Here is a 22,187-nt window from a genome sequence, read left to right on the forward strand (position 1 = left end):
AGGAGCGACTCTGGATCAGCCGCGGTCACGCCCTGTACCCAACGCGAAAGCCACCGGTCTGCAGAAGTAAGGGGCGGACAAGCCCGGTTTTTCTTATTTGGGAAGGATTACAACCCTAATTAAGCGAATATAAAAAATAAAGTGGTGGAAAGTGGGGGAATGTGGTAAAGTAAAAACAAAAGAGGGGGCGGCTCTATTGTTTATGGGAGAATTCAATCACAACATAGACACAAAAGGCCGTCTCATCATTCCAGCAAAATTTCGCGATGAACTCGGGGACTCTTTTGTCATCACACGTGGCCTTGATCAGTGTCTTTTTGTTTATCCAATGAATGAATGGCACAGAATAGAAGAAAAACTTAAGGCACTTCCTTTTACAAAAAAAGATGCACGTGCATTCACGCGTTTCTTTTTTTCGGGAGCCAGTGAAAGCGCGTTGGACAAGCAGGGTCGGGTATCAATCGGCAACAGTCTCCGTGAGTATGCGAAATTAGTGAAAGATTGTGTGGTCATCGGTGTATCGACGCGTCTTGAGATTTGGGATCAAGAAACGTGGAGCCGCTATTTCGCACAATCTGAAGAATCCTTCAATGACATCTCGGAGAGCTTGCTTGATTTGGACCTCTAAGGGCAATGAACTGCTTGTGTTCTTTGAGATAGGAGTCGGTAGCAGTGTTTGAACATAGAACAGTATTGAAGAATGAAGCAGTTAACGAACTGAATGTGAATCCAAATGGAATTTATGTGGATTGTACGCTTGGCGGCGGCGGACACAGCGAAGCGATTGCTTCGCAGCTTGATCAAGGCCGTCTCTACGCATTTGATCAAGATGATGAGGCGCTTCAAGCTGCCTCCGAACGCTTGAAGCCCTTCGCAGAAAAAATCACGTTTATCAAATCGAACTTTAGACATTTAGAACAAGAACTTCATCAGCATGGTGTGTTGGAAGTAGACGGCATACTGTTTGATCTGGGCGTATCCTCACCGCAATTTGACCACGCAAATCGTGGTTTCAGCTATCAGCACAATGGACCGCTTGATATGCGCATGGATCGATCACAGCCCTTAACGGCGGCAGTTATTGTCAATGAATGGCCATTTGAGCAATTGTCTCGAATTTTCTTCTTGTATGGGGAAGAGCGGTTCTCAAAAGCAATTGCACGAAAAATTGAGAAAGTACGTATGCAGCACCCGATCGAGACAACCGAGCAGCTGACGGAACTGATTAAAGAAGCGATTCCTGCACCGGCACGCAGAAAAGGCGGCCACCCGGCAAAACGTGTCTTTCAAGCCTTGCGCATTGCCGTCAATGATGAGTTGGGAAGCTTTGACGAAGCCCTGACTCAGTCGCTCCGCATGGTGAAAATTGGCGGGAGAATTGCGGTGATCAGCTTTCAATCACTTGAGGACAAACTGTGCAAACAGTTTTTCAAAAAATACAGCGATCCCCCGGAATTGCCGCCCGGGTTGCCAGTTGTACCGAAAACTTTTTTACCAGTTTTGAAAAAAGTGAGCAGAAAACCGATAATACCTTCACAGAAAGAAGTTTTAGAAAATCGTCGATCACATTCCGCAAAGCTAAGAGTTGCAGAAAAAATCAGATCTATTGAGGAGGATGAGGAGCAATGAATCTCAGTCAGCAAGCGTATAAAGTACAAAGGCAGGAGTATGTTGAAGCGGCACCGCGCCAGAGACAAGTTGTCATTACCCGGCGCGTGACGAAGGGTGAGAAAGCGCTGTGGGCGATGGCCGGTATCATGATCTTTGCTATGGCACTACTGCTCGTTGCGAATCAAGCAAAATTGTACATCGCATCAAAAGATGTTGCTTCTCTCCAATCGAAAATTGATGAACAAGCAAAAGTGACCCAGCAATTGAAAGCAGAATCGGACAGCTTAAGTTCGCCGGAACGCATTGTTCGATTTGCGGAAAAGGAACTTGGGTTAAAACTGGACATTGAAAACGTCAAAGTACTTCCTTAAGGTGGTTTGCTCCCATGAATCAAAGCAAAAGAAGATTAATAAGCTTTTGGACAGGAATAGTCGGCACGATTTTCATGCTGGCTTTTTTTGTCATTATTGGGCGCTTCGTTTACATCGCTCAGGGGAAAAAAATTGATAACCATAATCTTTTGCAACTCGGTGAAAAACAGTGGTCGCAGTATAAGGTTGTCGATGAAAAAAGAGGAACCATTTATTCTTCGAACGGACGAATTCTTGCTGAAGATGTTCCTGCTTACACGTTGTATGCGATTTTAAGCCCGAAAAGTGATAACTATGTGAAGAATAAGCAAAAAACAGCAGAGAAGCTGGCACCGATCTTAGGAATGAAGGTCTCGGATATTCTACAAAGACTCAATAAAAATGTTTATCAGGTAGAATTCGGAGCTAAGGGCAAGATGCTGAGCTATAAGACAAAACAGGCCATTGATCAATTAAAGCTTCCGGGGATTGGTTATATTACGGAATCGAAGCGCTATTATCCGAATCAGTCAAGTGCTGCCTACACACTTGGTTTTACGCAAATGAACTCGGAAAAAAATCAGCAAAAAGGTGTGTTTGGCATTGAACAATCACTGGACAACTATTTAACGGAAAAAGACGGATCCATTCGTTATTACCGCAGCCTTACCGGTGTTCCCATCCCGGATGAAAAACAGAAAATGACAAAGTCCGTTCCTGGCAAAAATGTTTATCTGACGCTGAATTCACGAATTCAAACGGTTTTGGATCAAACGATGTCCAGTGTTCAGGAAAAATACAAGCCGGAAAATATAATTGGTGTTGTAGCTGATCCTAAAACAGGGAAACTATTGGCAATGTCCAGTTACCCGACTTTTAACCCGAATAAGCGCGACATTAAGCAGTTCAGCAATGCACCGATCGCACTTCCTTACGAACCTGGTTCGGTCATGAAGACATTTACGGTAGCATCGGCCATTGACGCTGGCGTGTACAATGGTTCGGCGACCTATGCATCCGGTGACTACAAAACAGATGGCGGGACAATTCATGATTGGCGGCGTCAAGGCTGGGGAACGATCACGTTTGACCAAGGATTTGAATTGTCATCAAATGTAGGGATGGCAGTGTTGACCGATAAATATTTGGGAACGGACAAGCTGAGCGATTATTTGCGTAAATTTGGTTTCATGCAAAAAACAGGCATTGATCTCCCTGGCGAGCGCTCAAGCGTTGTCAATTGGCGCTGGAGACTAGATAAATTGGAGGCTTCATTTGGACAAGCCTCAGCGTTCACAGCGATGCAGATCGTTCAAGCTGCGACTGCGGTTGCAAACAACGGGAAAATGATGCGTCCCTATATCGTCGATCATGTTGTGAATCCAGAGACGAACAAGACCGTGTTGCAGCACAAGCCGGTTGTTACTGGACATCCGATTTCTGCCTCAGCTGCTGAACAGACTCGAGCGCTGATGCGCAAAGTAGTAACAGACAAAAATGTCGTCAACGGGACAAGTGCGACCGGCCTGAATTATGATCTCCCTGGATATGACGTTATTGGCAAAACAGGCACTGCGCAGATCTCCTTAAACGGGAACTATTTATATGGCAAAAATAATTACATCCACTCTTTTCTAGGTATGGCACCTGAAAAAGACCCGAAGTTGATCGTTTATGTTGCAGTCAAACAACCGCAGCTTAAAGCAACCGAACTGGGACCTGAGCCGGTGGCCGACATTGTGCGCCCAGTGATGACCAGTGCACTTCAATATCTTCAAGTAGACAAAAAAGCAAGCACGGCAACGGAGAAGACCAAACTTTCTTCTGTCAAAGCGGCCGATTATACCGGACAAAGTATGGAAGAAACGGCGAATGCTCTAAAGGCAAAAGGCATCGTTCCGATTCAAATTGGCTCAGGAACGATTCGAAATCAGTTGCCTTATCCGGGAGAACGCGTGTACGCCGGCAGTAAATTCATCTTATCCGGCGATGTGCAAAAGAAGATGCCTGATTTAAGCGGTTGGTCTATGGCCGATATCATGAAACTGGCGGATTTGGAAGAGCTTAAGCTCGTGACTAAGGGCAATGGCTTTGCATCGGATCAAAGTATTCCAAAAGGTGCAGAGTTGAAAGCAGGACGCACGCTGACCGTCACTTTGACAGGCGAAAAGAAGAACTCGTCGGAAGGTGCATCACATGTGCCGGCAACATCGTCCGCTTCTGAGTCGGGAACCTCAGATAACCCGTAAATCATTGGAAGCTCGTTCTATTTTTCTTGAACTGCTCATATGGGTAGGACAAGGAAGATAGGAGGGAGGCTTACCTGTGCGTATTTCGAACGTGACCGTCAAAAGACGGTTGTTGTTTTTTTTGACGATTGGATTGATTGCTTTTGCAATCTTTATTGCGAGACTTGCTTATTTGCAGATCTTTGAAAATAATTGGCTGATGAATTACGCACTGAATTCGTGGAGCAGAGAAATTCCCTATGAGGCCGAACGTGGACGAATCTTGGATACTCGAGGCAAGGTGCTGGCGACTAATGTGAGCAGTCCGTCTGTCTTGGTTGTCCCCCGTCAAGTCAAGGATAAAAATAAGACAGCGGATCAGCTGTCTTCTGTACTGAACATGAGCAAGAAGCGCGCGTATGAGAAAATCTCAAAAAACGAGTCCATTGTCCGCATTACCCCCGAGGGAAGAAAAATCTCAAATGAGAAGGCAGCCGAAGTGAAAGCACTGGGCCTTCCAGGCGTCTTTGTTGCTGAAGATTTTAAACGGGACTATCCAAAAGGAAACTTTTTGGCCCATGTACTAGGGTTTGCCGGCATTGACAATCAAGGTCTTACCGGACTGGAATCCTACTACAATGAAGGTTTGGAAGGAAAAGACGGACATGTTGCCTTTTTCTCAGACGTGAACGGGAATCGAATGTCTGATCTCAAGGATGAGTATATTCCGCCCAAAAGCGGTGCGAGTCTAATGCTGACCGTTGATTCACGTGTGCAGTCCATCGTAGAGCGCGAGTTGAACAATGCTGTTGCTGCTTATCATCCGGATAGTGCTTTGGCGATTGCTATGGATCCGAATACCGGTGCAATACTCGGCATGTCATCGAAACCAGATTATAATCCCGAAAAATATAAGACCGTTTCACCGGACGTGTATAATCACAACTTGCCGATTTGGAAGACCTATGAACCCGGTTCAACATTTAAAGTTATCACGCTTTCAGCAGCACTTCAGGAGAAAGCCGTTGACCTTAAAAAGGATCATTTTTATGATTCAGGTTCTATTGAGGTTGGCGGGGCACATCTTCACTGCTGGAAGAAAGGCGGGCATGGCTCCGAGTCATTTTTGGAAGTCGTTCAGAATTCCTGCAACCCTGGTTTTGTCGCTTTGGGCGAGCGAATCGGGAAGGACAAATTGTTTTCTTATATTGATAAATTTGGCTTCGGCGTCAAAACGGGGATTGATCTTCAAGGCGAAGCGAAAGGGATCTTGTTCAACAAAGATAAGATCGGACCGCTGGAAGCTGCAACGACAGCATTCGGTCAAGGGGTTTCGGTCACCCCGATTCAGCAAATAACTGCAGTATCCGCTGCGATCAACGGCGGGTACCTCTATCAGCCGCAACTTGCAAAAGCGTGGGTAGACACAGATACCGGCAAGGTCATCAACCGCATTGAACCCGTCATGAAGCGAAAAGTGATCTCTGAGAATACGTCCAAGCAGGTGCGAGATACGCTTGAAAGTGTTGTTGCTCAAGGAACCGGCCGAAATGCGTTTGTTCAAGGCTATCGTGTAGGAGGAAAAACAGGTACCGCACAAAAAGTAGATCCGAAAACGGGACGCTACTTGAGTAATGATTATATTGTGTCTTTTATGGGCTTTGCGCCGGCAGATAATCCGAAAATTACTGTTTATGTCTCAATTGACCATCCCAAAAATACCGTTCAATTTGGCGGTACCGTCTCTGCACCGATTGCCGGACGAATCATTGGCGACAGTCTGAGTGCGATGGGGGTCAAGAAACAAAAAGGCGGTCTTGAGAAAGAAGTGCGCTATCCAGATCAGCCGATGATTAAAATTCCGGATCTTAAGGGTATGGATAAAAACGATTTGCGAAATGCCCTGTTTAACTTAAAACTTGAAACAAAAGGTGATGGCGATGTTGTGACCATGCAATCGCCGAAACCAGGAATTAAGGTCAAACAAGGTTCAACAATAATGGTGTACTTAGGTGACAAAAAGAAGGCAGACGATTAAAATAAGCAATGGACGTTCGGGAGCCGGTGCGCGTAATGCCGGCTCCCCGAGCATACATAACTAAGCGGGGGGCTGTGCCTGGTCTTGATCATGCATTAACCTTGAAAAAACGCTGTTTCAGCGTGTGCTGAAGCAGTGCACCGCTTTGACATTAAGATGACGAGGGACGTGTCAAATAATGAAACTTTCCGATTGCCTGAAGGCACTTGATATTTTCAGACAAGAAGGAGCAGGAAACCCTGAGATTGATGAGCTTATGATTGATTCGAGATTGGTAAAGCCCGGATCACTATTCTTTTGTATAAAAGGTCATCACGTTGACGGCCATCGTTTTGCGCAACAAGCGCAAGCGAGCGGTGCATCAGCGATTGTTGCTCAAGATGCAGTTGATGTTTCTATCCCGGTGATTCGGGTGAACGATACGCACCGTGCACTGGCCATGATCTCGGATTATTTTTATGGGCAGCCGAGCCATGATTTGTTTCTGCTCGGTGTTACAGGAACGAATGGGAAGACAACCATTACGTACCTTGTGCAGGCAATTCAAGAAGCGGCCGGCATAAATACCGGTTTAATTGGTACAATGGGTATGCATTATAAAAATAAATCGATTCCGGTCCAGAATACTACACCTGAAGTCCATTTAATTCATCAAAATTTAGCGAAAATGAAGGCTGAAGGGGCAGTCTCGGTCGTTCTGGAAGCTTCCTCGAACGCGCTTTATGATGGTCGATTACATGGTTGCGCCTTTAATGTAGGTGTTTTTACGAATTTAACTGAGGACCATTTGGATCTTCATGGAACGATGAAAGACTACATGTATGCAAAGAGTCTACTTTTTTCGCAGCTTGGAAATTGCTACGGCATTGGACAGAAAAGGGCTGCAGTTTTGAATGTAGATGATCCTGCATCAGAGGTCTATAAACACATGACTGCGGCTCATGTGATTACCTACGGAATTAATCATTCCGCAGATTTTCGCGCGAAGGCAATCAAAATTAATCCATCGGGAACGGCGTTTATTCTAGAAAACGCCGGTCGTAGTTACCCGGTTTCAATGAAACTGATCGGCAAATTCAGTGTCTATAATGTGCTTGCGGCGCTTGCTGCTTGTTCCGTTTCAGGGATCGCTCTAGAAGCTATGATTCATACAGTGGAACAAATTAAAGGCGTGGCAGGACGATTTGAACCCGTTGATGCCGGTCAGGATTTCACAGTCATTGTCGATTACTCGCATACCCCGGACAGCTTAGAAAATGCCCTGAGCACGATCAAAGAATTTGCTCGAAAGCGTGTGATTACGATTGCAGGCTGCGGCGGTGATCGTGAGCGTGGCAAACGACCGATTATGGCAAAAATTGCTGTGGATAACAGCGATCTTGCTATTCTAACTGCTGATAATCCGCGAACCGAGGATCCCGAGCAAATTCTGCTGGAAATGGAAGCCGGCGTAAAGGGTCGGGACTATCGAAAAATTCCCGACCGCCGAGAAGCCATTCGCGATGCGGTAAATGAAGCTGATAGCGGAGATATTCTATTGATCGCCGGTAAAGGGCATGAGGACTATCAGATTATCGGAACAACAAAACACCATTTTGACGATCGAGAAGAAGCACGCAAAGCAATTCTTGAACGATTGAATCGGAATGAATAAACGGACGTACTGTTCGCATTAAGGGAGCGTAACCAATGAGTATTGGTATCGATATAATCAGAGGTCAAGCGATTCAATCGATCGGATCTGCCGATCATTTGATCGGTCGCTTGGCGATCATGACAGACAGCCGCAAGCCGCATCGAAACAGCCTTTTTGTACCTTTAATCGGCGATCATTTCAACGGTCATCAGTTCATCAATAAGGCCATTGAAAATGGAGCTTCAGCAGCGCTCTGGATGGAAAGGGAGCCTCTTCCGCAGGATCTGCCCGCGAATTTTCCTCTCTTTCTCGTTCGCGATACGTTAAAAGCACTTCAGAACATGGCGAAGAGTTATCTGAATCAAGTGCAGCCAAAGGTCATCGCGGTTACCGGATCTAATGGGAAAACGACGACCAAGGACATGCTCTACAGCATCCTTCAAGGCGCGTTTCGGACATTTAAAACGCAAGGAAATTTGAATAATCATATCGGCGTTCCGTTGACGATCCTTGCGATGCCTGAGGACACAGAGGTTCTCGTGCTGGAAATGGGGATGAATCATTTTGGCGAACTGACTTTTCTCAGCCAGATCGCCAAACCGAATGTTGCATTGATCACGAATATCGGCGAGTCGCATATCGAATATCTTGGCAGCCGTGCGGGCATTGCTAAGGCAAAACTCGAAATCGTAAATGGCTTGAAGAAACATGGAACGCTGATCATTGACGGTGACGAACCGCTGCTTGCCCCTGTTCAGACCAACGCTTTTCAGATTGTGCGTTGCGGTTATGGCGATCATAATAATTGGCATATTGAGGATGTCGAGGAGTCGCTGACGGGTACGCGATTCTCTCTAAGAGGACAGAAACATCCGTTTGATCTGCCGGTGCTTGGCAAGCATAATGTGAAAAACGCAGCGCTCAGCTTTGCAGCTGCTCGAGTCATCGGCACAGAAGTTGACACGATTCGTCATGGGCTCGCACATTTGCAACTGACCCATTTGCGGTTTGAACGAATAAACGGACTGAACGGCTCTTTGCTCATTAACGATTGCTATAACGCGAATCCGACATCAATGAAGGCATCGCTTGAAACATTGAAAAATTTGTCTGGATATGATCGGCGTGTTGCTGTGCTTGGCGATATGTATGAGCTTGGAAAAAATGAGAAAGTCATGCATAAAGGTGTTGCAGCAGAATTGACGCCACCGTTAACACATGTAGTTACCATTGGCGACAAAGGGGCTTGGATTGCTGATGGTTTACGCGAACAAAGCAGCGATTCTGCCGTTGAGGTTCGCGTCTATAAAACGAAGAAAGAAGCACTTCCGTACCTTCAATCGCTTCTGGATGCGAGGACTGTTATGTTGTTTAAAGCGTCGCGGCGAATGGCACTTGAACAACTCTCCAGCCATCTTCAGGCAGAAGCGCCTGCAGACTAACGAATCTTTTGATATGATCGAGATAATTGTATGCCGCGTATTTTAAAGGAGCGAAAGGATTTATGACATTGACATTATTATTTGGTTTATCGATCTCTTTTCTTGTAACCCTTGTTTTTGCACCTTTTTTTATCCCGATGCTGCGGAGACTTCACTTTGGTCAGTATATCCGTGAGGAAGGGCCGCAGAGTCATCAAAAAAAGAGCGGAACACCAACAATGGGCGGTGTTATTTTCTTGATTGGACTGCTCATCGGAATTCTGGTTATGGGCCTTAAATACCATGTAACAACACCGGAAACTTACATGCTGCTCTTTGTGACCTTTGGGTTCGGGCTTGTTGGATTACTTGATGATTTTATTAAGATTGTCATGAAACGAAATATGGGACTGACTTCGAAACAGAAAATGGCCGCGCAAATTGTTATTTCTGTGGTTTTCTGGTTCATTTTCACCTCCTATGATTATTCGACTTATCTGTCGTTCCCGGGTACAAATGTTATGATCAATCTTTCTTGGTTTTATCCGGTATTTGTTGTTTTTCTATTGATCGGTGTTCCAAATGCAACGAATTTGACGGATGGCATGGACGGATTGCTGACCGGGCTATCCATCATCGCTTTTGCTGCGTATGCCGTCATTTCATGGTACGCCATGAATCTTGGTGTTGCTGTTTTTGCGATGGTGATGCTGGGTGCGCTGCTGGGTTTTCTCATTTTTAATGCCCATCCTGCTCGTGTGTTCATGGGCGATACCGGATCGCTTGCTATCGGCGGTGCACTTGCCGGTATGGCGATTTTGACAAATACAGAAATTCTTCTGGCCATTATTGGCGGTGTGTTTGCGATTGAAACATTGTCTGTCATTATACAAGTCATTTCATTTAAAACAACTGGACGGCGTATCTTCAAAATGAGTCCGATTCATCATCACTTTGAATTGACCGGATGGTCTGAATGGAAGGTTGTTACGGTATTCTGGCTGGTTGGGCTGGCCCTTGCTGTAATTGGAATCTATTTGAAGGTGGGGATGATCAATTGAAAGCATTGGATACATTTGCAAATAAAAAAGTTCTTGTGCTCGGGTTAGCCAAAAGCGGATATGCTGCCGCTAAATTGATGAATGAACTTGGCGCCGATGTGACCGTTAATGATCGTGGCGACTTAAGCCAGAATGAGCACGCTAAGGCGCTTGTCAAACTGGGTGTACGGATCGTTGACGGCGGCCATCCATTAGAACTCATTGATCAAACGACGGCGTTGATGATCAAAAATCCAGGGATTCCATATTCAAATCCGATGATTAAACGTGCAGAAACGCTCGGTATCCCCGTGGTTACGGAAGTTGAAATCGCCGGTCGGCTTGCCGATGCACAATTTATTGGCATTACCGGATCAAACGGAAAAACCACAACAACCATGCTTATTGGCGAAATGATGAAGGGATCCGCCTATGAACCAATTGTTGCCGGAAATATCGGCACGGCTTTGACTTCGGTTGTTCAAAAGGCGAACGAGAAAAATGTGATTGTCGCCGAACTTTCCAGCTTTCAGCTTCAAGGGACGATAGATTTTCACCCGCATGTTGCGGTTGTCTTGAATATCTTCGACCATCATTTGGATTATCATGGAACCGTTGAAAACTACGCGAAGGCAAAAGCACAGATTACGGTTAATCAGACGGCAGATGACGCGCTGGTTTATAACGCAGACAGCAAGCGGGTAGTTCAGTTCATCGCCGAGAAAACAAAAGCAAAAAAAGTACCTTTTTCACTAAAACAAAAAGTAGCAAATGGTGTATATGTTTCAGAAGAAACGATTTATTTCAAAGATCAGGCGATCATGAAAGTGGAAGAGATGGGGCTTCCTGGAGAGCATAACCTGATGAATGCTTTGGCTGCAGTAGCCGTTGCAGGTGTATACGGCGTTTCAGTTCAGCATATGGCCGATGTTCTACGCTCTTTTAAGGGCGTGCGTCACCGTCTGGAATATGTCGGGGTTGTCCAAGGACGTACGGTCTACAATGATTCAAAAGCAACAAACAGTATTGCTACTTCAAAAGCGTTGCATGCGTTCCCAAAAAAAGAGATTGTATTGCTTGCTGGTGGACTTGATCGTGGGAATAGCTTTGATGTTCTGGTTCCCGATCTTGTCAAAGCGCCGATTAAAGCAGTACTTTTGTTTGGAGAAACCCAACAAAAATTGAAAGATGCCTGTTTGAAAGCCAAGATACCGCTCATTAAAGAAGTGGAAAATGTTGAGGCTGCAGTTCCTGAAGCATTCGCATTGTCACAACCGGGTGACGTCATCTTGCTTTCACCTGCTTGCGCAAGCTGGGATCAATACAAATCTTTTGAACAGCGCGGTGACATTTTTATCGCAGAAGTGAATAAGTTTAGATAAGGGGACAGGCCGGGTAAGGTTTGGTGTCGGCAATTTGGGTCCCCGATCTGAACGGAGTGTTGCACATGCGCAAGTATCGTCAGTCGCCGGATCTCATTCTGCTTGGGATCGCATTCACCTTGCTCATCCTTGGGCTTACGATGGTTTACAGTGCTAGTGCCGTTAAAGCTGCAAGCCAATTCGGCGATTCTTTGTATTTTTTAAAACGACAGTTGCTTTTCGCTGTCGTTGGCGTCGGATTAATGTTTGCTGTGATGCGTATCGACTATCATTTCTGGGGGGCGTGGGCAAAGCTTGCTTTAATCGCATGCTATGTTTTGCTTTGCGTGGTCTTAATTCCAGGCGTTGGTCTTGCGCGAGGCGGGGCACGTAGCTGGCTAGGGGTTGGCGCGTTCTCAATTCAGCCTTCTGAATTTACGAAAGTGGCGCTGATTATCTTTTTAGCCAAGTCTCTTTCCGAACATCAATCGTTGCTTCCCAACTTCTGGAGAGGGCTTGTCCGATCGTTTTTACCGGTACTCCTTGCTTTTGGGCTTATTATGCTCCAACCGGATCTAGGAACAGGGATGGTTCTTGTGCTGACTTGTGTGATCATGATTTTCATTGCCGGAGCGCGGATTAAGCATTTCGTCATGATGGGATCACTCGGAGTTCTTGGATTTGTGGGCCTAATTGTATCTGCTCCATACCGCATTAAGCGCTTGACCTCATTTGTTGACCCGTGGCAAGATCCGAAGCAGGGCGGCTTCCAAATCATCCAGTCGCTGCTTGCGATTGGCCCGGGCGGCTTACTTGGGTTTGGATTGGGCCAGAGCAGACAAAAATATCAGTATCTTCCTGAGCCGCAAACGGATTTTATTTTTTCGATTGTTTCGGAAGAGCTTGGTTTCATTGGTGCATCCTTTGTACTCGTGCTTTTCTTTCTTCTTTTGTGGAGGGGCATCTTAATCGCGATGAAGGCACCGGATTTGTTTGGAACATTGCTCGCGGTAGGCATTACAGGGATGATCGCCATACAGATCATGATCAATATTGCGGTTGTCACGGGTTTAATTCCCGTTACCGGAATTACGCTGCCGTTCCTCAGTTACGGCGGTTCCTCATTAACCTTAATGTTGGTATCGATCGGCATACTGCTGAATGTCAGCAAACACGCACATTAAGCGTCCGCTATATGTGCGAAACAAACCCTGCTTAACGCAGGGTTTGCTGTTTTTCACAAAAAAAAATACAATAGACTCATGAGAAAAAGACAGAGCATGGTGCTGCCATAGAAAATGGTCTTGCCATCAAATGAGGAGGAACATGTCCCATGGACAAGAAAAAGGTTGTCGCACTGGAAGATCGACTGCCCCAATTAAAAAAAGAGCGAAAACAGAAAGCAAATCGGCGTTTTGCGCTTTATGCGACTGTCTTTTTTCTCTTGGTCCTCATCGTCGTTTATATTCAATCTCCGTTAAGCCGGGTACAATCGATTACCGTACAGGGGGAACAAATTACGAGCAGTGCGCGCGTCATAAAAGCGAGCGGCATCTCGAATAAAACACATATATGGGATATTGGGGAAAAGGCCGTTACACGCAAAATTAAAAAATTGCCGGCGGTTCGCTCGGTTACGATTAAGAAGAAATTTCCCAACCATGTGACATTAAGCATCAGAGAATACACGCGCAAGGCATACCTGCAGAAAAACGACGGCTACTACCCGATCCTTCAAAATGGTGCGATGCTGAATAAACTATCAAAAGGAACGTTTCCTTTTGACGCACCGGTACTCATTGGCTTTTCAGAGCAAGACGCGATAAAAAAGGTTGCTGAAGGTTTGTCGGGCATATCAAAACAAATGGCACATAACATTTCTGATATTCACTACATAAAGGCATCAGAAAACAATGAAGATCTTGTTTTGTACATGAATGATGGAAACCAAGTGGTCGCCAGCACGCGAACGTTTGTAAAAAATATTAAACTGTATCCGGAAATTGTAGCCAATCTGCCCAAAGATCAGCGCGGAACGATCCATCTTAGTGTCGGCTCCTATTTTGTTCCAGAAGACGTAGGACAATCTTCACAAGAAAGCTCAAACAAACCGTGAAAACGTCAACAAAGTACGGATACTTTGTTGAAATAGTTAAATAGATCTTTTCTAGTTATTCATCTTGGTGTAGACTATTAAATAGTTAAGACTATTAGTAATGAGTAATACTTTTTGGCTGATTATGAGCGCATTTGCTTTAAAAAGCAAGGGCTAAGACCAGCAGATGCTGTCATGCATCAGGTTATTTTAGACGATTAAATTAAAAGGGAATTGCTCCAATGTGTAGAATACAAACAATAGGGTTTGTTTCTATTAATCGAGGAACAGTGAAAATGTTGGGTTGACTGAAATGTCTTTTAACACAAATCGCAGATGTTTATATGTCGCTTGCTCGATCCAATCATCCCTGAATAGAGAAAGCATCAAAGAGATTCAAGAGAAAAAGGGGGTGCCACAGAATGAACAGTGAGGATGTTTTTGTCAGTCTGGATATCGGAACGTCCAGCATAAAAACCGTGATCGGCGAGATGGCAGGAGAAAGGCTGAATGTTATTGGCGTAGGAGAATCGGTCTCGAACGGAATTAAAAAAGGATCGATTGTCGATATTGACGCAACGGTTCGGTCGATCAAGAATGCTGTTGAGCAAGCGGAACGCATGGTCGGCATTGATATAAAAAGTGTGGTTGTCGGCATCTCAGGCAACCACATCCAGCTCCGCAGTTGTCACGGCGTAGTCGCCGTTTCAGCAGAAACCCATGAAATCGGCAACGAGGACATCGCGCGAGTTATTGACGCTGCACAAGTGATGTCGATTCCTCCTGAACGAGAGATTGTTGATGTAATACCAGAACAGTTCATTGTTGATGGCGTAGATGAAATTCATGATCCAAGAGGTATGATCGGTGTGCGTCTTGAGATGGAAGGGACACTCATCACCGGGTCGAAAACTTTACTTCATAACCTGCTGCGCTGCGTAGAACGTGCGGGTTTGACCATTTCGGATATCTGTCTCCAGCCGCTCGCTCTTGGCTCGGTTGCGTTATCTGAAGATGAGAGAAATTTGGGTGTTGCTCTGATCGATATCGGCGGCGGCTCCACTAGTGTCGCTGTTTTCGATCAGGGGACGCTTATTTCTACATTTGAGCTTCCGATTGGCGGCAATCACGTGACCAAAGACTTGTCTATCATACAAAAAATTCCAATGGATGAAGCAGAACAGACGAAAATCAAGCATGGCGTTGCCTATCTTGGTGCAGCGTCTGATGAAGATACGTTTAGCGTTTCAAAAATTGGCAGTGATAAGAAGCAAACCATGAGTCAGGAAGACTTGGCTGAAATTATTCAAGCGCGTATGGGTGAGATGTTTGACATTGTTCAAGAAGAACTGCATCGGATTGGAATTAAAGAGTTACCGGGAGGCTTTGTCCTCACAGGCGGAGTAACAGCGATGCCCGGCGTTGCCGATCTTACGGCACATCATTTCAATTCCAGCGTCCGTATTGCGTCACCGGACTACATTGGTGTACGCGAGCCGAAATATACAGCTTGCATCGGACTCATTCAATTCGCCTATCATAATGTCAAAATACAGGGCAAAGAGGTGGCAGCAGCCATCGCTCCTGAAGCAGTACATTATGAGGCTGTACAGAAGCAGCAGAAACAGAAAAAATCAAAACAGGCCCCGAAAGAGCGTGAAGGCGTAACAACCAAAGTGAAAAATTGGTTTAATCTGTTCTTTGACTGATCGGGCGGCGGTATGATTAAATGGGAGGAAATGAACAATGTATGATCACGATACGGAGATGGAACATTTAGCCAAAATCAAAGTCATTGGCGTTGGCGGCGGTGGAAATAACGCGGTTAACCGAATGATTGAAAGTGGCATTCAAGGTGTTGAATTTGTTTGCGGCAATACGGATGCGCAAGCATTAAAATTATCTAAAGCAGATATTAAACTTCAACTTGGCGAAAAACTGACACGCGGTCTAGGCGCCGGAGCGAATCCTGAGGTCGGCAAGAAGGCGGCGGAAGAGAGTCATGACCAGATTGAAGAAGTACTTAAAGGTGCCGATATGGTTTTCGTCACCGCGGGAATGGGCGGTGGAACGGGAACCGGTGCAGCTCCGGTCATTGCTGAAGTTGCAAAAGAAGTCGGCGCCTTAACGGTTGGCGTTGTGACGCGCCCGTTTACCTTTGAAGGAAGAAAAAGGGCAAAACAGGCGCAAAGTGGAATTGCCAATTTGAAGGAAAAAGTGGATACACTGATTGTCATTCCCAACGACCGACTGCTCGAAATTGTTGATAAAAACACACCAATGCTTGATGCATTTCGAGAGGCTGATAATGTGCTCCGTCAAGGGGTTCAAGGAATTTCAGATCTGATTTCCGTACCCGGCTTGATTAACTTGGACTTTGCAGATGTGAAGACGATCATGACCGAAGGCGGTTCGGCACTGATGGCGATCGGCATTGCCTCTGGTGAAAATCGTGCGGCCGAAGCGGCCAAAAAAGCGATATCCAGTCCGCTTCTTGAAAAGTCGATTGATGGAGCAAGAGGCGTCTTGATGAATATTACAGGCGGTACAAATCTAAGCCTCTATGAAGTCAATGAAGCTGCTGATATTGTAGCTACAGCTGCTGACGAAGAGGTCAATATGATCTTTGGTTCCGTCATCCGTGAAGAACTGGATGATGAAATTGTTGTTACTGTGATTGCGACAGGATTTGAAGAGAACAACGCGTCTTCTTCCGGAGAGGATCTTTTCATGCGGAGAAGACAAAGTTCGGAAAATGAGGGTACTGCAAAAGCACGTGACCATCATGATGAGTCTGTAAAACCTGTCGTTCAGCCTTCCAGCAGAAGGTCGCGCAGTGTTATTGATGATGAAGATACTTTGGATATTCCGACGTTCTTGCGCAATCGCCGCAGAAGAAACGAGTAATACGGTATCGCGAAACACGTTTTTGTTTTCTCCCTAATCCATGATTTCAAGCAGATAAGCCTGCGAACAAGGAAGCATAGTTCCCCTGTTCGCAGGCTTTTTTACAGGCTTGAATTGTCAAACTAAGTGCAACACCCGACGATAAAAAGCCTCAAAAAGCGTGCGCCATCCCAGACATTTGCGCGGACGGTGATTCAGTTCATCAGCGCTCTGTTGGACGTCGGCATCGGCATCTTGCTTCAGGTCTTGACCCTTAGGAAAGTATTCGCGCAACAGGTCGTTTGTATTTTCATTGCTGCCGCGTTGCCAGGGCGCATGCGGTGCTGGAAAATAAAAGGGAACGCCCAGTTTTTCAGTGATCCGTCCTGCCTGTCTGAGGAGGCTCGCGGTGCGCCCGCGGCAAGCGAGCAATCGGAGCGATGATTCAACCACCGAACAAGACACGAGCCCATCACACGTGTATGAAGAAACTTTCCCAAAGGAACTTTCGCTAATTTAAAGGAACTTCCGCTAAAGGCGTGTACGTCCTGTGCACAACGCGGAAGTCACCGCATCCTGCGGAAGTTCTGTTCTTTCTCCTTCAGCGTGCGACAAAACCAGCCAAAATAACAATTAATTTCCGACCACAGATTGACAGACTTTCCTCACTAAAGCCCGTATACTGTTCCTAAACACGCAAAGAAGGTGGGATGTTGGTCGTTTATTTAGATGCAGTTTGGGCGCTTAACCTGTTTATTGATGCTTGTCTGCTGAAATTAACGGCGCTGATGCTGAAACGTCAAATGACCTGGCTTCGTCTATGGCTGGGCGCGCTCATTGCTTCCACCATCGTTCTCGTATTGTTTACGCCAGCAGCCTTCATTGTCGAGCATCCGCTGGGAAAACTCGTCTATTCGATGCTGATTATATTCACGGCTTTCGGCTACCGCCGTCTCTCGGTTTTTATGCAAAACCTTGCAGCATTTTATTTTACTGCGTTCGCTATTGGCGGTGGCTTGTTCGCGGCCCATTACTTCTTTCAGGACGCTTCATTTTATGCGAACAGTCGCTTTTTAAACACTATGAATTATGGGGATCCAATCAGCTGGATTTTCGTCGTCCTTGGCTTTCCTTTATTGTGGTATTTTGCGAAAAAGCGTTTGGATCAAACGGTTGTCAGAAAGTGGCACAGCAGTACCATTGCCCAGGTGTCCATACGTTTCTTTGACGACTGGATCCATGCTAAAGCAATGATCGACAGCGGGAACAAACTGGTTGATCCATTGACACAAACGCCGGTTATGTTTCTTGAGAAGAGTGTATGCAGCTCTTGTATTCCTGAGGCGCTTATTCAAAATCGACAGACCTCAGAGCCTCTTCAGCTTGAGTCGATACCGGAAGAGTGGCGACATCGTCTGGCGTGGATTCCTTACCGAGCGGTTGACGGCTCCAGCCAGCTGACGCTTGCAATCCGTCCGGACGAGGTTGTGATTTATAAGGACAATAAGCAAATGGCCTGCAGGAAAGCCTTAGTCGCTTTTACCGATCATGCGCTGAGTTCATCAGGCGATTTTAACAGTATTTTGCATCCGGACATGCTGCTCCACGGAAAAATCATTAAAACGGCTTCATAACAAAAACGGGGAGGTTGAGTCTGTATGAAATTCGGTTTTTTAAAGTTATGGCGCTGGGTATTAATAAAGCTAGGGATCAAGCCTAATGAGATTTATTATATTGGAGGAAGCGACGGACTGCCATCGCCACTAAGCAAAGAAGAAGAGGCAGCATTAATGAAAAAGCTTCCTTCAGGTGATCCAAAGGTGCGCGCAACGTTAATTGAACGAAATCTTCGTCTGGTCGTCTATATCGCTCGAAAGTTTGACAACACGCGGATTAACATTGAAGATTTGATCAGTATTGGAACCATCGGGCTCATTAAAGCTGTCAATACGTTTAATCCGGAAAAAAAGATCAAGCTCGCAACCTATGCGTCACGTTGCATTGAAAATGAAATATTGATGTACTTGCGCCGCAACAACCGTACGCGTTCTGAGGTTTCCTTAGATGAGCCGTTAAATGTTGATTGGGATGGAAATGAATTACTTTTGTCCGATGTGCTGGGCACTGAAAATGACGTGACTACGAAAAATATGGAGCGAAAGGTTGACCGGACATTGCTGAAAAAAGCGATGCTGATGCTTAATGATCGCGAAAAAGAGATCATGACCTTGAGGTTCGGCCTTGCAGGAGGCAAAGAAAAAACACAGAAAGATGTCGCTGATGAGTTAGGTATTTCGCAATCGTACATCTCACGTCTTGAAAAGCGGATTATTAAACGGTTAAAGAAAGAATTCAGCAAAATGGCTTAGCAATACGCATTCGCCGTACACACATTTTTTCACGTGCATAAAATGGACGCCTGCGGAAATACTTGAGGATATAGCAAGGTTGAAAAAGAAGCCGTTCAAGATGATGCAATCATCGATAAACATTCTTTCATCAGCCCGCTATCGCAAGTTTTCGACAGTGGGAGGTCATTTTTATGGCACGGCATAAAGTGGAAATCTGCGGAGTGGACACATCGAAACTTCCGGTTCTGAAAAATGAAGAGATGCGTAAGCTGTTCACTGAGCTTCAGTCAGGAACACTTGAAGCAAGGGAAACATTAGTGAATGGTAATCTACGATTGGTTTTGAGTGTAATTCAGCGTTTCAATCATCGCGGCGAATCGGTCGATGATTTATTTCAAGTCGGATGTATTGGATTGATGAAATCTATTGATAATTTTGATTTAAGTCAAAATGTTCGTTTTTCAACCTATGCGGTGCCGATGATTATCGGTGAAATTCGTCGCTACTTGAGGGACAACAACCCGATTCGTGTTTCCCGTTCTCTGCGGGATATGGCTTACAAAGCGCTTCAGGCAAAAGAACGCTATATTGCGAAACACTCACAAGAACCAACGACACAGGAACTCGCAAAAATACTTGATCTTCCTGTCGAAGATGTGGTTTTTGCCTTAGATGCAATTCAAGACCCAGTTTCGTTGTTTGAGCCAATTTACAGCGATGGCGGAGATCCAATCTTTATCATGGATCAAATCGGCGATGAAAAGCATAAGGATAAAGAGTGGGTCGATAATATCGCACTTAAAGAAGCAATGAACAAGCTGCATGATCGAGAAAAGCGGATTGTTGCGATGCGCTTTTTTTATGGAAAGACGCAGATGGAAGTTGCTCGGGAAATTGGCATTTCACAAGCTCAAGTTTCCCGACTGGAAAAAATGGCGATTAAGGAAATGAACGCAGAAATTGGACCGTGACACTTGCTGCTATGCAAGTGTTTTTTTGCAAGCAAAGAAAGTGTGATGTTGCTTTGTGGTACGACGATTAGCGTCATAAAAAAGGAACTTTCGCTAATTGCACATACGTCCTGTATGCAACGCGAAAGTCACCGCATCCTGCGGAAGTAGGAACTTTCGCTACACGCTACATAAAACAAAAGTTCAAATCATTTATATAAGACCGGTCTTTGCCCGGTTTATGTCGAATTGAATCGGATAAACACTATTTCCTAGGCAATGATCGGGGCAATTTTTTACTTCTCAATACGCCTGCAGCGCCATATATATTAAGGATGGGACCGTAGAGGAGGAATAAAATGCCTAGAATATCGGATTTTCAAACAAAAGAAGTGGTGAATGTTGAGAACGGTAAGCGCTTGGGGCATATCGGCGATCTTGATGTGAATCTGTCATCAGGGAAAATTGATAACTTGATTATACCAGGTGCCGGGAAAATAATGGGGATCTTCGGAAAAGATGAGGACATCGTCGTTCCTTGGAATAACATTGTACGCATCGGTGCTGATGTGATTTTGGTACGCTTTTATAACGAGCATGATTCTTCAATTCAGGGCGAAAATTAAACAATTAAAGAGATTTTTTGCCGTCTATGGTAAAATGAAAGCTAAAGGAAGGTCCTTTGAATGAGAGAGGATGGCAAATCGTGAGTGAACCCTTTTCTTTTCAAAAAGATCCATTGCTTTGTTTAAAGACGGTCGTGTCCAAAAGCCATGCGCTTTATGCGGGTTTTACGCTGCGCTCCGGTGGGACGAGTCAAGGCGCGTTTCACTCAATGAATTTAGGGCTTCATGTCGGCGATCATCCGGAACATGTTGTTGCGAATCGCCGCATTATTGCTGGAAAAACCGGCTTTCCACTTGAGCAGTGGGTATGTGCTGAGCAGGTTCATGGGATTGAAATTGCTCAGGTCGATGCGACATCGGCCGGATCAGGGGCACAATCCCTCGACACGGTCATTCCCGGAGTGGACGGTTTGTTTACAACCGAGCCGGATCTGTTGCTTGCTTTATGTTTTGCGGACTGTGTTCCAATCTTTTACTATGCGAAAGATCCGGATGTTGTCGGCATCATGCACGCAGGTTGGCGCGGTACAGTAGCCGGCGCTGCCGGCCAAATGATTGAGCAAATCTGCCGCGCGGTATCCATAAAACCTGATGCACTTCATGTTGTGATCGGTCCTTCGATCGGCTCTGACTACGAGGTTGATCAGCAGGTGATTGATAAGGTAAAGAAACTCAGAAAATCCCTTTGGACACCTTCTGTTCGTAATTGCGGCAATGGCCATTATTTGCTGAATCTCAAATTGCTCAACCGTTCCATACTTGCTGAGAGCGGAATCCCTGAGCGGCAGATTCAGATGACCGAATACAGCACATACGCCCATCCAAACTTATTTTTCTCTTATCGGCATGATCTTGGAAAAACAGGTCGCATGATGGGGTATGTCGGAATGAAGAAGAAGGAGCATTGAGTCGTGAGAGTTGCAGATAACTTAAGAAACATACAAACGGCGGTTGCCCGTGCTTGCGAACGATCAGGGCGCAGTACAGAGGATGTTACGCTTATCGCAGTCACAAAATATGTGTCGCTAGAACGAGCACAAGAAGCGGTTGATTGCGGCATTTATCACCTTGCAGAAAATCGTAAGGAAGGGCTGCTTGAGAAACAAACGATCCTTCAGGACGATCGCATCATTTGGCATTTGATCGGCACCCTGCAGACGCGTAAAGTGAAAGATATTGTGGGGAAGATCGATTATTTTCATGCTTTAGATCGATTAAAATTAGCGAATGAGTTAAACAAACGGATTGAGGAAGGAATCCTGAATTGTTTTGTCGAAGTAAATGTTTCCGGCGAAGCGTCGAAACATGGCCTTACGGAAGACCAGTTGGATACTTTTATTGATGCATTGGCGCAGTTTGAACATCTGCGCGTGATTGGGTTAATGACCATGGCACCAAATACAGAAGATATCGATGTGATCCGCCATGTTTTTCGTCGACTGCGTGAGCTGCGTGATCAGATTCGCGACCGAAAGATTAGTTATGCACCGTGTTCGGAACTGTCCATGGGTATGTCGCATGATTATGAGATCGCTGTTGAAGAAGGGGCAACATTTATCAGAATTGGCACGGCATTGGTGGGAAACGCATGAAA

19 protein-coding genes and 1 pseudogene are annotated in these 22,187 nt (G+C 45.5%); 19 read left to right on the plus strand and 1 reads right to left on the minus strand.

Going from position 1 to position 22,187, the window contains the following annotated elements:
• The first annotated feature begins 196 nt into the window (after positions 1-196).
• The 13 genes from mraZ (at position 197) to ftsZ (ending at position 16,687) form a co-directional block, all read left to right on the plus strand.
• Positions 197-628 (plus strand): division/cell wall cluster transcriptional repressor MraZ, encoded by a 432-nt coding sequence (gene mraZ / locus AA84_RS0114935; protein WP_028977869.1) that lies wholly within the window; start codon positions 197-199, stop codon positions 626-628.
• Positions 629-672: 44 nt separating this feature from the next.
• Positions 673-1,629 (plus strand): 16S rRNA (cytosine(1402)-N(4))-methyltransferase RsmH, encoded by a 957-nt coding sequence (rsmH, locus tag AA84_RS0114940; RefSeq protein ID WP_028977870.1) that lies wholly within the window; start codon positions 673-675, stop codon positions 1,627-1,629.
• Positions 1,626-1,982 (plus strand): cell division protein FtsL, encoded by a 357-nt coding sequence (gene ftsL / locus AA84_RS0114945; RefSeq protein WP_028977871.1) that lies wholly within the window; start codon positions 1,626-1,628, stop codon positions 1,980-1,982. Before rsmH ends, ftsL begins: the two co-directional genes overlap by 4 nt.
• 14 nt (positions 1,983-1,996) lie before the next feature.
• Positions 1,997-4,210: a penicillin-binding protein gene (locus tag AA84_RS0114950; RefSeq protein WP_028977872.1), complete on the plus strand. Its 2,214-nt coding sequence runs from the start codon at positions 1,997-1,999 to the stop codon at positions 4,208-4,210.
• A gap of 76 nt (positions 4,211-4,286) precedes the next feature.
• Positions 4,287-6,227: a stage V sporulation protein D gene (locus AA84_RS0114955; RefSeq protein WP_028977873.1), complete on the plus strand. Its 1,941-nt coding sequence runs from the start codon at positions 4,287-4,289 to the stop codon at positions 6,225-6,227.
• Between the two features lie 178 nt (positions 6,228-6,405).
• On the plus strand, positions 6,406-7,881 hold the full coding sequence (locus AA84_RS0114960) for a UDP-N-acetylmuramoyl-L-alanyl-D-glutamate--2,6-diaminopimelate ligase (protein ID WP_028977874.1): 1,476 nt from the start codon (positions 6,406-6,408) through the stop codon (positions 7,879-7,881).
• A 35-nt stretch (positions 7,882-7,916) separates the two neighbouring features.
• Entirely contained in the window at positions 7,917-9,305 is a 1,389-nt protein-coding gene (locus AA84_RS0114965; protein ID WP_028977875.1) for a UDP-N-acetylmuramoyl-tripeptide--D-alanyl-D-alanine ligase, read from the plus strand.
• Positions 9,306-9,367: 62 nt separating this feature from the next.
• Positions 9,368-10,345, plus strand: coding sequence for a phospho-N-acetylmuramoyl-pentapeptide-transferase (gene mraY, locus AA84_RS0114970; protein ID WP_028977876.1), 978 nt, complete (start codon positions 9,368-9,370; stop codon positions 10,343-10,345).
• Complete coding sequence (murD, locus tag AA84_RS0114975) at positions 10,342-11,706, plus strand: UDP-N-acetylmuramoyl-L-alanine--D-glutamate ligase (RefSeq protein ID WP_028977877.1); 1,365 nt, start codon at positions 10,342-10,344, stop codon at positions 11,704-11,706. Before mraY ends, murD begins: the two co-directional genes overlap by 4 nt.
• A 65-nt stretch (positions 11,707-11,771) precedes the next feature.
• On the plus strand, positions 11,772-12,869 hold the full coding sequence (gene spoVE / locus AA84_RS0114980; protein ID WP_028977878.1) for a stage V sporulation protein E: 1,098 nt from the start codon (positions 11,772-11,774) through the stop codon (positions 12,867-12,869).
• Between the two features lie 149 nt (positions 12,870-13,018).
• A complete protein-coding gene (locus tag AA84_RS0114985) occupies positions 13,019-13,801 on the plus strand; it encodes a cell division protein FtsQ/DivIB (RefSeq protein WP_028977879.1) in 783 nt (260 codons plus the stop codon).
• 401 nt (positions 13,802-14,202) lie between these two features.
• Positions 14,203-15,489: a cell division protein FtsA gene (ftsA, locus tag AA84_RS0114990; RefSeq protein WP_028977880.1), complete on the plus strand. Its 1,287-nt coding sequence runs from the start codon at positions 14,203-14,205 to the stop codon at positions 15,487-15,489.
• Positions 15,490-15,526: 37 nt separating this feature from the next.
• Positions 15,527-16,687 carry a cell division protein FtsZ gene (gene ftsZ, locus AA84_RS0114995; protein WP_028977881.1) on the plus strand — a complete coding sequence of 387 codons (1,161 nt, stop codon included), beginning with the start codon at positions 15,527-15,529 and terminating at the stop codon, positions 16,685-16,687.
• A gap of 117 nt (positions 16,688-16,804) precedes the next feature.
• On the opposite strand, the pseudogene AA84_RS18090 reads toward ftsZ, so the two are convergent.
• A pseudogene (locus AA84_RS18090) lies at positions 16,805-17,047 on the minus strand (IS30 family transposase); the annotation flags it as partial.
• A gap of 329 nt (positions 17,048-17,376) precedes the next feature.
• Here AA84_RS18090 and spoIIGA point away from each other — a divergent pair.
• The 6 genes from spoIIGA to AA84_RS0115030 all read left to right on the plus strand — a co-directional run bounded on the left by spoIIGA (position 17,377) and on the right by AA84_RS0115030 (position 22,185).
• On the plus strand, positions 17,377-18,300 hold the full coding sequence (gene spoIIGA / locus AA84_RS0115005) for a sigma-E processing peptidase SpoIIGA (RefSeq protein WP_172968964.1): 924 nt from the start codon (positions 17,377-17,379) through the stop codon (positions 18,298-18,300).
• 24 nt (positions 18,301-18,324) lie between these two features.
• The gene (gene sigE / locus AA84_RS0115010; protein ID WP_028977883.1) at positions 18,325-19,035 is read left to right on the plus strand and encodes an RNA polymerase sporulation sigma factor SigE; all 711 of its coding nucleotides are present in this window, start codon (positions 18,325-18,327) and stop codon (positions 19,033-19,035) included.
• Positions 19,036-19,208: 173 nt separating this feature from the next.
• Entirely contained in the window at positions 19,209-19,988 is a 780-nt protein-coding gene (gene sigG, locus AA84_RS0115015) for an RNA polymerase sporulation sigma factor SigG (protein WP_028977884.1), read from the plus strand.
• Between the two features lie 338 nt (positions 19,989-20,326).
• Entirely contained in the window at positions 20,327-20,593 is a 267-nt protein-coding gene (locus tag AA84_RS0115020; protein ID WP_028977885.1) for a YlmC/YmxH family sporulation protein, read from the plus strand.
• 80 nt (positions 20,594-20,673) lie between these two features.
• On the plus strand, positions 20,674-21,501 hold the full coding sequence (gene pgeF / locus AA84_RS0115025) for a peptidoglycan editing factor PgeF (protein WP_028977886.1): 828 nt from the start codon (positions 20,674-20,676) through the stop codon (positions 21,499-21,501).
• Positions 21,502-21,504: 3 nt separating this feature from the next.
• Positions 21,505-22,185 carry a YggS family pyridoxal phosphate-dependent enzyme gene (locus AA84_RS0115030; RefSeq protein WP_028977887.1) on the plus strand — a complete coding sequence of 227 codons (681 nt, stop codon included), beginning with the start codon at positions 21,505-21,507 and terminating at the stop codon, positions 22,183-22,185.
• The last annotated feature ends 2 nt before the right edge of the window (positions 22,186-22,187 follow it).

The sequence above is a fragment of the Sporolactobacillus terrae DSM 11697 genome (genome assembly GCF_000648615.1).
Taxonomy (GTDB): Bacteria; Bacillota; Bacilli; order Bacillales; family Sporolactobacillaceae; genus Sporolactobacillus; species Sporolactobacillus terrae.

What these genes read in the sequence shown, in the direction of transcription:
- ftsL (WP_028977871.1), top strand. Translation starts at nt 1,626, where the DNA reads ATGAATCTCAGTCAGCAAGCGTATAAAGTACAAAGGCAGGAGTATGTT.
- AA84_RS0114950 (WP_028977872.1), top strand. Translation starts at nt 1,997, where the DNA reads ATGAATCAAAGCAAAAGAAGATTAATAAGCTTTTGGACAGGAATAGTC.
- AA84_RS0114960 (WP_028977874.1), top strand. Translation starts at nt 6,406, where the DNA reads ATGAAACTTTCCGATTGCCTGAAGGCACTTGATATTTTCAGACAAGAA.
- AA84_RS0114965 (WP_028977875.1), top strand. Translation starts at nt 7,917, where the DNA reads ATGAGTATTGGTATCGATATAATCAGAGGTCAAGCGATTCAATCGATC.
- mraY (WP_028977876.1), top strand. Translation starts at nt 9,368, where the DNA reads ATGACATTGACATTATTATTTGGTTTATCGATCTCTTTTCTTGTAACC.
- spoVE (WP_028977878.1), top strand. Translation starts at nt 11,772, where the DNA reads ATGCGCAAGTATCGTCAGTCGCCGGATCTCATTCTGCTTGGGATCGCA.
- AA84_RS0114985 (WP_028977879.1), top strand. Translation starts at nt 13,019, where the DNA reads ATGGACAAGAAAAAGGTTGTCGCACTGGAAGATCGACTGCCCCAATTA.
- ftsA (WP_028977880.1), top strand. Translation starts at nt 14,203, where the DNA reads ATGAACAGTGAGGATGTTTTTGTCAGTCTGGATATCGGAACGTCCAGC.
- ftsZ (WP_028977881.1), top strand. Translation starts at nt 15,527, where the DNA reads ATGTATGATCACGATACGGAGATGGAACATTTAGCCAAAATCAAAGTC.
- spoIIGA (WP_172968964.1), top strand. Translation starts at nt 17,377, where the DNA reads ATGTTGGTCGTTTATTTAGATGCAGTTTGGGCGCTTAACCTGTTTATT.
- sigE (WP_028977883.1), top strand. Translation starts at nt 18,325, where the DNA reads ATGAAATTCGGTTTTTTAAAGTTATGGCGCTGGGTATTAATAAAGCTA.
- sigG (WP_028977884.1), top strand. Translation starts at nt 19,209, where the DNA reads ATGGCACGGCATAAAGTGGAAATCTGCGGAGTGGACACATCGAAACTT.
- AA84_RS0115020 (WP_028977885.1), top strand. Translation starts at nt 20,327, where the DNA reads ATGCCTAGAATATCGGATTTTCAAACAAAAGAAGTGGTGAATGTTGAG.